We start from the raw sequence: 12309 nt of genomic DNA on the forward strand, positions 1-12309 counted from the left end.
GCAAAAGTATCATTAGTCTTTTGCAGAATTGCATCAATGAGTCGATGGGATGATGTCGAGGCCTTCGTGGCCGTGGTCGAGGAGGGCGGTTTCTCCGCCGGTGCCCGGGCGCTGGGGACCTCGCCCTCGTTCGCCAGCCGGGCGATCCAGCGCCTGGAGCGGCGCCTCGCCGTACAGCTGCTCCACCGCACCACCCGCCAGCTGCGCCTGACCGACAGCGGCCGGCGCTACTTCGAGGAATGCCGCTCGCTGGTGACCGCGCTGGACGCGGCGGAGCGCTCGGTGCAGGCCATGGAGGCCGCCCCCCGGGGGCTGATCCGAATGAGCTGCGCCACCTACTTCGGTGAGCACTACCTCGCCCCGGCGGTGAACGACTTCATGCTCCAGTACCCGGAGATCAGCGTGGAGCTGGAGCTGACCAACCGCGTGGTCGACCTGGTGCAGGAGGGCTTCGACCTCGCCGTGCGCCTCGGCAGCCTCAAGGATTCCAGCCTCGTGGCCCGCCGCCTCGCCCCGCGGCGGCTGCACGTGTGTGCCTCGCCGGGGTATCTCGCGCGCCACGGCCACCCCGCGTCGCCGGAGGCGCTGGCCCGCCATCAGTGCCTGGTGGGCTCCACCGATTACTGGACCTTCTCCATCAACGGCCGCCGGGAGGATCGCCGTGTCCGTGGCCGGCTGCGCTGCAACAACGGCCTGGCGCTGCTGGATGCCGCCCTCAAGGGCCTGGGGATCGCCCAGCTCCCCGCCCACTATGTGGCCGGCCCGCTGGCCCGCGGCGAGCTGGTGGAGGTCCTGCCGGACTACCGGTTCACCGACGCCGGCGTGTACGCGGTGTATCCGTGGAGCCGCTACCCGGCGCCCAAGGTCCGGGCGATGGTCGATTTCCTGCTGGCGCATTTCCAGACCCCGGCATCGGCAGAGCGTGCCGGATCCGATGCAAGTGCCGCTAGCGCAGATGCGGGGCGATGATGCCGAAGCGCTGCATCCGGCGGTAGACCGTGGGCCGGGAGACGCCGAGCTGGCGGGCGACGGCGCTGACGTTCCAGCGCGAGTGGCGCAGGGCCTCGTGCAGGGCCTGGCCGTCCGGTGGCAGCGCCGCCGCCTCCGGGGGCGGTGCCTCGCGGTTGCCGGCCCCGGTGCGGCACTCCTCGGGCAGGTCGGTGACGGCGATCTCCGTGCCCTCGCCGGTGGCCAGCGCGTAGGCCAGGGCGTTGCGGAGCTGGCGTATATTCCCCGGCCAGGGGTAGGCGAGCAGGGCGCTGATGGTGTCCGCGCGCAGTCGCACGTGGCTGTCCCGTTCGCGGCTGAGCGCGGCGAACAGCCGCTCGATGATGTACTGCCGGTCGGCGCGTTCGCGTAGCGGCGGCAGCCGCAGCGTGGCACCGTTGAGGCGGTAGTAGAGGTCCTCGCGGAAGCCGCCCTCGGTGACCATTTCGTTGATGTCCCGGTGGGTGGCGGCGATCACCCGCAGGTCCACGCCCACCGGCCGGTCCGCCCCCAGCGGGGTGACCTCGCGCTCGGCGAGCACCCGCAGCAGCCGGGTCTGAAGGTGCAGCGGCATGTCCCCGATCTCGTCGAGAAACAGGGTGCCGCCGTCGGCCTGCTGGAGTAATCCCTGCATGCCCCGGCTGCGTCCCCCGGTGAACGCGCCGGCTCGGTAGCCGAACAGCTCGCTCTCGATCAGCGCTTCCGGTATGGCGGCACAGTTGACGGCAACGAACGCGCCACGGGCGCGGTGACTGGAGTCGTGGATGGCCCGGGCGAGGCGCTCCTTGCCGGTGCCGGTCTCCCCGGTGATCACGATGTTCACCGTTTCGTTGCGCAGCCGCCGGGCGATGGACAGGGTCTTGCGCATGGACGGATCGTCCGCGGCGAGGGCGTCGAGGGCCGGTACCGCTTCCCCGTCGGCCGGGGGGATGCCGGTCCCGCTGCCGGACCGGCGCCGGGGTTCCAGCACCGTGCCGAAGAGGATCTCGCCGTCGCCGCGGGTGCGGAAGGCGCGGACCTGGTCATCGGAGGCGAGCGGGATGCTCCAGATGTCGGTGAGCTCGCAGTCGAGCAGGTGGTGGATGGGCGGGTGGGGCCGGCTGCCGTCCGCCCTCGTTGCCGGCCACGGGTGGCGTGCGATCAGGGCGCGGCCGGCGGTGTTGGCGGCGATCACGGTGCCGTCCCTGTCCAGCGCGAACATCCGCTCGCCGTTGACGTGCACGAACTCGCGCGAGCTGCCGCAGCGGAAGATGTGATGGTCGCGGTAGCGGCGCAGGAAGTAGGCGTCCTCGATCATGCGCGCGTGAAGCAGGACCAGCTGCAGCGCGAAGCTCTGGCTGGCGGCGTCGCCCGGGGAGTCCAGCGCCGATATGTCGAGCACCGCCATGACGTCGCCGGCGGGATCGGTGATCGGAGCTGCAGTACAGGTGAGCCCGATGTGTGTGGCGTCGAAGTGATCGTCGCGGTGGCAGGTGAGGGAAACCCCCTCCTCGATGCAGGTGCCCACGCCGCAGGTGCCGGCGTGATGCTCGCGCCAGTCCGCACCGAGATAGAGCCCGGCGCGGCGCAGCCGGCGGTCGTCGGCACGCTCGCCGAGGAACTGCACGGTGATGCCGCGGCGGTCGGTGAGCAGGAGGACGTAGCCGAGCTGCGCGACCTGCCGGTAGAGCTGCTCGACCCCGGCGCGGGCGACGTTGAGCAGCTCGTCGGCGCGATCCTGGTGCTCACGCAGGGTCTCGCTGGTAACGATACGTGCCGCCCGGGGGCGGCTCGGGTCGAGACCGTGCTCGAGCACGCAGCGTTTCCAGGAGCGCTCGATCAGCGAGGCCTTGCCCGGGATCGGTAGATCACTTCCCGCGCAACGGATGATCGCATCGATGTGCGAGCGCTGCTCGCCCCTGAGCGCCATCGTCTCTCCTCCACGGGCGGGCGGTGGTGCTGCCGGCCGTCCCTCGCCGTACGATGCCGGTCCGCCTCTGTTGTCCGCGCCGTCTCGTGCGGGCGTAGATTCTCCAGCTTACCCCCGCCCCATGTGCTGTCAACCCGACATGTTTTTATTAAAAACAGCACGTTACATGTGTAAAGCATACCCGGCCATGGCGTTACACCTGTAACGCCATGGCCGGGGATGCAGTCCCTTCAAGACTGCCCCGCGGCACTCTGGGGAATCCAGGAAAAGACGTTCAATCAGTGGCTTGTGTCATCCGCCGGCCGCGGCGGCGGGGCTGGCACGAACACTGCTCCGTCACCCCCGGTGGGCCATCGCGCCCGCTGCACGATAAACCAGCACCATGGAGGAGAGACCATGAACGCAGTCGTGGATGACGCGACCACCCGGGTGAACGCGTGGCTCCGGGACTTCGGCGCCGCTCTGGAGCGTCACGACGTCGAGGCCGCCGTGTCGATGTTCGCCGACGAGTGCTACTGGCGGGACCTCGTCACGTTCACCTGGAACATCAAGACCGTGGAGGGCCGGGATGCCGTACGGGACATGCTGGCCGCCACACTCGAGCATACCCGCCCGTCGCAGTGGCGGCTGGATGGGGAGGCCGGCGAGGCCGACGGTGTCAGTGAAGGGTGGCTGACGTTCTCGACGGCGACGGCGCACGGTGAGGGCCATATCCGGCTGGACCGCGACGGCCGCTGCTGGACGCTGCTTACGGCTATGACGGCGCTGAGGGATTTTCCGGAGCCCGCCGGAAAGCGGCGGCCGATGGGGGCCGAGCACGGCATCGTGCGCAACCGCCAGACCTGGCTGGAGGCCCGGGAGGAGGAGCAGCGGCGCCTGGGCTACGAGGAGCAGCCTTACTGCGTGATCGTCGGCGGCGGCCAGGGCGGGATCGGCCTGGGGGCGCGCCTGCGGCGCATGGGCGTGCCGACCATCATCGTCGAGCGTAATGCCCGCCCCGGGGACTCCTGGCGCAAGCGCTACCGCTCGCTGTGCCTGCACGACCCGGTCTGGTACGACCACCTGCCGTACCTGCCCTTTCCCGATCACTGGCCGGTGTTCTCGCCCAAGGACAAGATCGGCGACTGGCTGGAGATGTACACCCGCGTCATGGAGCTGAACTACTGGCACTCCACCGAGTGCCGCAGCGCGGCCTACGACGAGGACGCCGGGGAATGGGTCGTCCACGTCGAGCGCGAGGGCCGGCCGGTGACGCTGCGCCCCCGCCAGCTGGTGCTCGCCACCGGCATGTCCGGCATGCCCAACGTGCCCGATTTCCCGGGAGCGGCGGATTTCCGGGGCGAGCAGTGCCACTCCAGCCGGTTCACCAGTGGCGAGGCGTACGCGGACCGGCAGTGCGTCGTTGTGGGCGCGAACAACTCCGCCCACGACATCAGCGCGGATCTCTGGGAGAACGGTGCCCGCGTCACCATGGTCCAGCGCTCCTCCACCCACGTGGTGAAGTCCGAGTCGCTGATGACCCACGCCCTGGGGCCGCTGTACTCCCAGGAAGCGGTGGATGCGGGCATCACCACCCACCGGGCGGATATGACCTTCGCCTCCATTCCCTTCCGGATCATGCCGGACTTCCACATCCCGGTGTACGAGCGCATCGCCGAGGAGGACGCGGCGTTCTACCGGCGCCTCGAGGAGGCCGGTTTCACTCTCGACTTCGGCGAGGACGGCTCGGGGCTGTTCATGAAGTACCTCCGCCGGGCCTCGGGCTACTACATCGACGTCGGTGCCTCGGAGCTCATCGCCCAGGGGGAGATCGGGATACGCAGCGGCGTGACCATCGAACGCATCAACGAGCGCTCGGTGACGCTGACCGACGGCAGCGAACTGCCGGCGGACCTGATCGTCTACGCCACCGGCTACGGCTCCATGAACGGCTGGGCCGCCGAGATCATCTCCCAGGAGGTCGCCGACCGGGTCGGCAAGTGCTGGGGCATGGGCTCGGACACCAAGCGCGACCCCGGCCCGTGGGAAGGCGAGCTGCGCAACATGTGGAAGCCCACGCAGCAGCCGGCGCTGTGGTTCCACGGCGGCAACCTGCACCAGTCGCGCCACTACTCCCACTACCTGGCGCTGCAGCTCAAGGCGCGGATGGAGGGCATCGACACCCCGGTGTACGGCATGCCCGAGGTCCACCACCTGAGCTGAGCCGCGGGCGTAAACAGATCGCCACGAAGCAGGGCAGTCGCCCCACGACGGAGACGGCCCCGCGTAGGTCGTGCACGGCCTCTGGCCGTGTGCGATGTTTCGCTGCAACGCCCGGGACGTCGCGCACCTCACGGTGCACGACCTACGTGTCTATTAGTCCCGGCCGTCGCGAACACAAGGTCGGTTACTCGTGGCAACGGACGGCGGTGGTGGTGTCGCCGGACACCTCTGCGGTCGTGCCTGGTGTCGGTGTAATCGCGGCCACGAACGGGCCTGTGGTCGAGGAGGGTACGACGGCCCCGGCTCCCTGGTCATCGCCTGTGGCCACTTCCCGGCAAGGCGCGCTCAACCAAAAAAGGCCGCCCCGGGGGGCGGCCTTTTCGTGTTGCCGGAGTGTCTTGCCGGCGGTTAGAACTGCTTGACCACCTGAACCAGCTCGCCGGCGACCTTCTGGCCGTCGCCGAAGAGCATGCGGGTGTTGTCCGCGAAGAACAGGTGGTTCTCCACCCCGGAGAAGCCCGTGCCGCGTCCGCGCTTGATCACGATGACGTTCTCGGCGTCGGACACGTTGAGGATGGGCATGCCGTAGATGGGGCTGGACTCGTCGGTCTTCGCCGCCGGATTGACCACGTCGTTGGCGCCGATAACCAGGGCCACGTCGGTGGTCGCGAACTCGGCGTTGATGTCCTCCATGTCATAGATCATGTCATAGGGGACACCCGCCTCGGCGAGCAGGACGTTCATGTGCCCGGGCATGCGGCCCGCCACCGGGTGGATGGCGAACTTCACGGTCACGCCCTTGTCCTGCAGCAGCTCGACCATCTCCCAGATCTTGTGCTGCGCCTGGGCGACGGCCATGCCGTAGCCGGGGACGATGATCACCTGGCTGGCGTAGGCCATCATGATGCCGGCGTCCTCGGCCTGAACTTCCTTCATCTCGCCCTCGGGGCCCTCGGACTCGGCGGACTCGGTGGTGCCGAAGCCGCTGAACAGCACGTTGGTCAGCGGGCGGTTCATCGCCTTGGCCATGAGCTGGGTGAGCAGCGAGCCCGCCGCGCCGACCACGGTACCGGCGATGATCATCGCCGGGTTGCCGAGCACGTAGCCCTCGAAGCCGACGGCGAGGCCGGTGAGTGCGTTGAACAGCGAGATCACCACCGGCATGTCGGCGCCGCCGATCGGCACGGCCATGAACACGCCGAAGAGCAGGCCGAGGGCGAAGAAGATCACCAGCACTGCGAGGCTGTCGCTGTAGAAGCTCCAGATGCCGAAGATGATCGCCGCGGCGAAGACCACGATGTTCACCAGCTGCTGTGCCGGGATGAGGCGGTTGCGCTTGAGCCGGCCGTCGAGCTTGGCCCAGGCCACCAGCGAGCCGGTGAACGCCACCGTGCCGATGAGCGCGCCGACCAGGCCGAGGATGGCGACGTCGGCGCCCAGGGCGTGGCCCACGGTGGAGTTGCCGCCGATCAGCACCTGCGCCTGCTCGATGGTCAGGTCCTTGGCCGCGGCGAACTCGCGCACCCGCACCATCGCCTCGGCGCCGACGCTGTCCACCGCCTTGATCAGCTCCACGGCGGCGATGGCCGCGGCCGCGCCGCCGCCCATGCCGTTGTAGAGCGCGACCATCTGCGGCATGTCGGTCATGGCGACCTTGCGTGCCGAATACCAGGCGAGAACGCCGGCTACGCCGATGGCGATGACGATGAGCGTGTAGTTGGTCGCGCCGTGGAGATCCGGCTTGAAGAAAGTGGCCACGGTGGCGATGACCATGCCCACGCCCGCCCAGACGATGCCTTTGCGGGCCGTCTTCGGCGAGCTCATTCCCTTGAGGCCGAGGATGAAGAGCACGGCCGCCAGGAAGTAGGAAAGCTGTACCACGTTATTCATTATCGACAGGCCCCCTGCTTACTGCTCGTCCTTGCTCTTGAACATCTCGAGCATACGTTCGGTCACCACGTAGCCGCCGACCGCGTTGCCGGCGGCCAGCAGCACGGCGAAGAAGCCGATGAGCTGCTCAACGCCGGTCTCGGCGTGGCCGAGCGCGACCATCGCGCCGACGACGACGATGCCGTGGACGAAGTTCGACCCCGACATCAGCGGGGTATGCAGGATCACCGGCACGCGTGCGATCACCTCGTAGCCGGTGAACGCGGCGAGCATGAAGATGTACAGGGCGACAAAACCTTCGATGACCATTACTTGTTCCCTCCTTCCAGGCGCTCGCGCGTGGGCTCGTGCCGGACCTCGCCGTCGTGGGTGAGGCAGCTGTCGGCGATGACCTGATCGTCCCAGTCGAGGTTCAGCTCGCCTTCCTTAACCAGAAGCGCCAGCAGGTTGTAGAGGTTGCGCGAGTACATTTCGCTGGCGTGGGTGGCCGCCGAGCTGGCGATGTTGCGCGGCCCGACGACGATCACGCCGTTGTGGTCGACGTCCTCGCCGGCCTTGGTGAGCTCGCAGTTGCCCCCGGTCTCCGCGGCCATGTCCACGATCACGGCGCCGCGTTTCATGCGCTCCACCGTGGCCTTGTCGATGATCTTGGGCGCGGGCTTGCCGGGGATGGCGGCGGTGGTGATCACCGCATCCGCAGCGGCGACATGGTCCGCGAGGACCTCCTGCTGCTGGCGGCGCTCCTCGTCGGTGAGCTCGCGGGCGTAGCCGCCCTCGCCCTCGGCCTTCACGCCGGTCTCGACGAACTTGCCGCCGAGAGACTCCACCTGTTCCTTGGTGGCCGAGCGCACGTCGTAGGCCTCGACGATCGCACCCAGGCGCTTGGCCGTCGCGATCGCCTGCAGGCCGGCCACGCCAGCGCCGATGACCAGCGCCTTGGCCGGGCGGATGGTGCCCGCGGCGGTGGTGAGCATCGGGAACAGCCGCGGGCTGCGCGAGGCGGCTAACAGGGCGCACTTGTAGCCGGCCAGACTCGCCTGCGAGGACAGGGCGTCGATGGACTGTGCGCGGGTGATGCGCGGCACCAGCTCCATGGAGAAGCTCGTGACACGGCGCTTGAGCAGGTTCTTGATCCGGCTGTCGCCCTCGTGGGGGGCCATGAAGCCGAGCAGGCAGCTGCCTTCGCGGAGCTTGCCTGCATCCTCCACCGTCGGCGGCTGGACCCGCAGGACCACGTCGGCGGCGGCGTAGAGCTCGTCGGCGCTGTCGACGACGGTCACGCCCTCGTAGTCCGCGTCGTTGAAGCCGCTGGACTCGCCGGCGCCCGCCTGCAGCAGGACCTCCACGCCGAGCTTGTCGAGCTGCTTGACGACGCTGGGTACCAGTGCCACCCGGCGTTCGCCGGGCGCCGTTTCCCTGGGCACGGCAACTTTGATCGTCATTAAACTGTCTCCCGTATTGTCGTGCTGTTGTATCCGGTGCCGTTCCCCGTCGTGGCGGGTCGGGGGTTCCCCCCGCCGGGGCCGGCCGGATCGGTCCGGACGCGCTGGTGGTGCCGCGCCGGCGCAGCATGCCCGCGGGCGTGCCTCGGCAGCGCTGGGGCAGGCCCACGCGTACCAGTGTAGTGCCCGGCCCGCCGCACCATGGCCGCCGGCGGGCGGCGTAGCGCGGGCGGGACCACACGGGTCGACCGATCGACCAGTATATGGGGGTTCGGTGCTAGGGTCTAACCTATGGAAAGTATATTTTAGATAGCTTGCCTCTATCCTAATGCCATGACCCCGCCCTCTGCGGGCGCCGGAGCCGCTGTCAGGCGCGTGTAACGGTTGCGCGGCAGAGTGTGGGTATGGAATAAAGGATTCATCCAAGACCCGTCGCAGGGCGGCGGGAAGGCGGGGTGTATCGATGAGGGGCCTTGAGCACCACATACTCCGCACCGATGTCTCCGGCATGCCGCTGGAGTGGATCACCTACCAGGACGCGGTGCGGCTCTATTATCTCGCGCAGGTGGCTTTCGCCTGCGGCCAGCGGCTCTATCGCATACGGGGCGGATACAACGCGGTGACGGGCAGGCGCAGCGTCATCGACGTCAACTCGATCATCGCCACCGAAGGCACCGCCCAGGCGGCACTCAAGGGCCGCGCCGGTTACATTCCCCCCCTCAACAACGCCACCCTCTTCCGTCGCGACGACCACATCTGCCTCTACTGCGGCGAGCGCCTGCGCGTGAGTCTCCTCTCCCGGGATCACGTCAAACCGGTGAGCCGCGGTGGCCTGGACGTGTGGAACAACGTGGTCACCGCCTGCAAGCGCTGCAACAACCACAAGGGGCATCACGCCCCGGAAGAGGTGGGCATGCAGTTGCTCGCGGTGCCGTTCACGCCGACCCACGCCGAGTACGTCTACCTCCAGGGCCGGCGCATCCTCGCCGACCAGATGGCGTTCCTGCGCGCGCATTTCCCGCGGCGCAGTCCGCTGCGCGAGCGCCGGGGCATGCTGCCGCACGCGTGAGCCGCGCCGGCTGGCCAAGGCGCGGGCGCTTGCCTACACTGCCTCGGTACCCGACAGCCCCATGGGAGAGCCGTGTACCGGCCGTTGTACCTGATCGACGCCAGCCTCTACATCTTCCGCGCGTGGTTCGCCGTGCCCGAGGCGGTCCGCGACGATAGCGGCGCCTGCGCCAATGCCGTCCACGGCTTCGGGAGCTTCCTCTGCGATCTCATCGAGTACGAGGGGCCGAGCCACGTGGTCTGCGCCTTCGACGAGAGCCTGACCACCTCGTTCCGCAACGAGCTCTACCCCGACTACAAGGCCAACCGCCCGCCGCCGCCACCGGAGCTCGAGCGCCAGTTCGACGTCTGCCGCGAGCTCGCCGAGGCCCTAGGCGTGGCCACCCTGGCGAGCCCGCGCTACGAGGCGGACGACCTCGTCGGCAGCGCGGCGCGGCACTGGCGCGAGGCGGGCTACCACATGGTGTTCGTCACCGCGGACAAGGACTACGCCCAGCTCCTGGAACCCGGCGACTGGTGGTGGGACGCCGCCCGCGACCGCTGGCTGGATCCGGCCGGGGTCGAGGAGACGCTGGGTGTGCCGCCCGGGCGGGTCGCGGACCTGCTCGCGCTCGCCGGCGATGCCGTGGACAACATCCCCGGGGTGCCCGGCATCGGCACCAAGACCGCCGCCGCGTTGCTGGCCCGTGCCGGCAGCCTCGACGACCTGTATGCGGACCTGGACCAGGTCGCCGAGAGCGGCGTGCGCGGGGCGCGACGGGTGCGGGGGCTGCTGGAGACCCACCGCGAGCAGGCGTTCCTCTCGCGCCGGCTCACGCGCATCCGCTGCGACCTGCCCATCGCCCATGCCCACGAGCAGGCGGGCTGGAGCGGGGCGGACCCGTCGGCACTGGACGCCATGGCGCTGCCGGTGCAGCTGCGCAATCGAACCCGGCGCCTGCCGGTGGCTGATGCGATGGTGGCGCCGTGACCGCCGTCCCGGGCGACGTTCTGGACGCGATCGAGGCCGCCACCGGAGAGCGCCCGGCCGGCGCCGGGACGCCCGTGGCAGGTGGCGACATCAATCACGCCGTGCGTCTCGGTGAATGCTTCGTCAAGCTCAACGATCCCGGGTACGCGGCGATGTTCGAAGCCGAGGCGGAGGGGCTCGCCGAGCTGGCGGCCGCCCGCGGCGGGCCGCGCGTGCCGGCGGTCGTCGCCCGGGGCGTGGCCGGGGGCCGGGCCTATCTCGTGCTGGAGTGGATCGATTTCGGCCAGCCCCGGCGGAACGGCTGGCACCGCATGGGCGAGGCCGTGGCCGCCATGCACGCCACCACCGCCGAACGCTTCGGCTGGCACCGGGACAACACCATCGGTACCACCTCCCAGCCCAATGCCTGGATGACCGACTGGGTCGCCTTCTTTGCCGAGCGGCGGCTCGGCCACCAGCTCGCCCTGGCGGCCGAGCAGGGCGCCCCCACGGGCCTGATCCGCGACGGCGAGCGCCTGCGCGACGGCCTTGGCGGGCTGTTCAGCGGCTACCAACCCGTGCCGTCACTACTCCACGGCGACCTCTGGGGCGGCAACGCCGCCTTCGACGGAGATGGGGCCCCCGTCATCTACGACCCCGCCGTGCACTACGGCGACCGCGAGTGCGACCTGGCGATGACCGAGCTGTTCGGCGGATTCCCCGCCGATTTTCACGCTGCCTACGACGCCGTTTGGCCGCGGGACGCCGGCTATCCGGTCCGGCGCACCCTCTATCAGCTCTACCACCTGCTCAACCACTTCAATCTCTTCGGCGGCGGCTTTGCCCGCAGCGCCCATGATGCGGTGCGGCGTCTGCTATCGGAGATCGGTTGATGCTGCATTGCGCGGTCGCGGGTGCGACGGCGCCGTCAATGACCGGCCGGAGTCAGCGATAACTGCCGTCGGGCTGGCGTTTCAGTCCGTAGTAGCTGGGGCGTACGCTGTTGTGCTCCTCCTGCCAGCGGCGGGAGCGGGCGATGGCCTCCTGGACCTGCTCGTCGGTCATCTTCTCGGCTAGCGCCTCTTTCTTCTCGATGTCGCCGGTACCGCCGAGGTCGTACATCATGTACGCCTTGACCAGGTCCTTTTCGGTGCCGATGCCTTTCGCGTAGTAATCGCCCAGGTATCCCTGTGCGATCAAATCGTCCTTCTCCGCGGCCTTTTGAACTAATTGGAAGGCCCGTTTTTCATCCTTGGCGACCAGTTTGCCCTGCAGGTAGACGCCCGCCAGTTCCCGCATGGCGATCGTCGCACCGCTCTGGGCATACTTCCTGAGCCAGTACAGGTATTTCTCGTCATCCGGCTCAATGTTGTTCCTTTCATCACCGTCCCTGAAAGTGAGCCAGAGTTCACTCTGCGCCTTGGGAAAGCCCTGCTCGCCGGCCTCGGCGGTGAGCTCGAGCCATTTCTCCGGGCTCTTCTCCACGGTGTAGCCGGCGGCGTACATGCCGGCCAGCCAGTAGAGGCCCTCGGCGAGATCCTGGGCGGCGGCCTTCTTGATCCACTTGGCCGCCTTCCGGCCATCGACGGGGACGTCCTGTCGTTTTACGCCAATGGCGTACGCGGCCCCGACCAGGGCCTGTGCTCTGGCATCACCATTGCGGGCGGCCTCGAGGTTGGCCGGGAAGTCCTGGTCATAGACGGCATCCATGAATCCCCCGGGCTCGGGGAAGGCGACTTCGGCCCGGGCGTTCAGGGCTATGGCGAGTACCAGGGCCAAGAGGCTGAACGCGCGTAAGGGAATGGCCATCATCAACTCCTCGTGAGGCGAAGCGGGAACTTGTCGTTGGCCACGGGCCAGGC

General features: G+C 68.7%; 10 protein-coding genes. 5 read left to right on the top strand and 5 right to left on the bottom strand.

Features of this window, described 5'->3' with window-relative positions; all coding sequences use genetic code 11:
• Positions 1-36 precede the first annotated feature (36 nt).
• Positions 37-969 carry a LysR family transcriptional regulator gene (locus ACEZHJ_RS00915; protein WP_040409293.1) on the top strand — a complete coding sequence of 311 codons (933 nt, stop codon included), beginning with the start codon at positions 37-39 and terminating at the stop codon, positions 967-969.
• Here ACEZHJ_RS00915 and ACEZHJ_RS00920 read toward each other — a convergent pair.
• A complete protein-coding gene (locus ACEZHJ_RS00920; protein ID WP_163139304.1) occupies positions 947-2896 on the bottom strand; it encodes a sigma-54-dependent Fis family transcriptional regulator in 1950 nt (649 codons plus the stop codon). The two genes, ACEZHJ_RS00915 and ACEZHJ_RS00920, sit on opposite strands and share 23 nt — an antisense overlap.
• A gap of 396 nt (positions 2897-3292) precedes the next feature.
• On the opposite strand from ACEZHJ_RS00920, the gene ACEZHJ_RS00925 reads away from it, so the two are divergent.
• Positions 3293-5098, top strand: coding sequence for an NAD(P)/FAD-dependent oxidoreductase (locus tag ACEZHJ_RS00925; RefSeq protein WP_018717602.1), 1806 nt, complete (start codon positions 3293-3295; stop codon positions 5096-5098).
• A 408-nt stretch (positions 5099-5506) separates the two neighbouring features.
• Here the strand turns inward: ACEZHJ_RS00925 and ACEZHJ_RS00930 are convergent, their stop codons facing one another.
• The 3 genes from ACEZHJ_RS00930 to ACEZHJ_RS00940 are packed head-to-tail and all read right to left on the bottom strand — an operon-like array spanning position 5507 to position 8430.
• Positions 5507-6988, bottom strand: coding sequence for an NAD(P)(+) transhydrogenase (Re/Si-specific) subunit beta (locus ACEZHJ_RS00930; protein WP_018717603.1), 1482 nt, complete (start codon positions 6986-6988; stop codon positions 5507-5509).
• 18 nt (positions 6989-7006) lie between these two features.
• Entirely contained in the window at positions 7007-7297 is a 291-nt protein-coding gene (locus ACEZHJ_RS00935; RefSeq protein WP_018717604.1) for an NAD(P) transhydrogenase subunit alpha, read from the bottom strand.
• The gene (locus ACEZHJ_RS00940) at positions 7297-8430 is read right to left on the bottom strand and encodes a Re/Si-specific NAD(P)(+) transhydrogenase subunit alpha (RefSeq protein ID WP_163139305.1); all 1134 of its coding nucleotides are present in this window, start codon (positions 8428-8430) and stop codon (positions 7297-7299) included. The genes ACEZHJ_RS00935 and ACEZHJ_RS00940 overlap by 1 nt, the downstream gene beginning before the upstream one ends.
• Before the next feature lie 463 nt (positions 8431-8893).
• On the opposite strand from ACEZHJ_RS00940, the gene ACEZHJ_RS00945 reads away from it, so the two are divergent.
• The 3 genes from ACEZHJ_RS00945 to ACEZHJ_RS00955 all read left to right on the top strand — a co-directional run bounded on the left by ACEZHJ_RS00945 (position 8894) and on the right by ACEZHJ_RS00955 (position 11340).
• Positions 8894-9499 carry an HNH endonuclease gene (locus ACEZHJ_RS00945; RefSeq protein ID WP_163139306.1) on the top strand — a complete coding sequence of 202 codons (606 nt, stop codon included), beginning with the start codon at positions 8894-8896 and terminating at the stop codon, positions 9497-9499.
• 72 nt (positions 9500-9571) lie between these two features.
• Positions 9572-10468 (top strand): 5'-3' exonuclease H3TH domain-containing protein, encoded by an 897-nt coding sequence (locus tag ACEZHJ_RS00950; protein WP_259203776.1) that lies wholly within the window; start codon positions 9572-9574, stop codon positions 10466-10468.
• On the top strand, positions 10465-11340 hold the full coding sequence (locus ACEZHJ_RS00955) for a fructosamine kinase family protein (protein WP_375036135.1): 876 nt from the start codon (positions 10465-10467) through the stop codon (positions 11338-11340). The genes ACEZHJ_RS00950 and ACEZHJ_RS00955 overlap by 4 nt, the downstream gene beginning before the upstream one ends.
• Positions 11341-11392: 52 nt before the next feature.
• Here ACEZHJ_RS00955 and ACEZHJ_RS00960 read toward each other — a convergent pair whose 3' ends face one another.
• On the bottom strand, positions 11393-12256 hold the full coding sequence (locus tag ACEZHJ_RS00960; protein WP_375036136.1) for a tetratricopeptide repeat protein: 864 nt from the start codon (positions 12254-12256) through the stop codon (positions 11393-11395).
• Positions 12257-12309 lie beyond the last annotated feature (53 nt).

The sequence above is a fragment of the Arhodomonas sp. KWT2 genome, from assembly GCF_041949875.1.
Lineage (GTDB): Bacteria > Pseudomonadota > Gammaproteobacteria > Nitrococcales > Nitrococcaceae > Arhodomonas > Arhodomonas aquaeolei.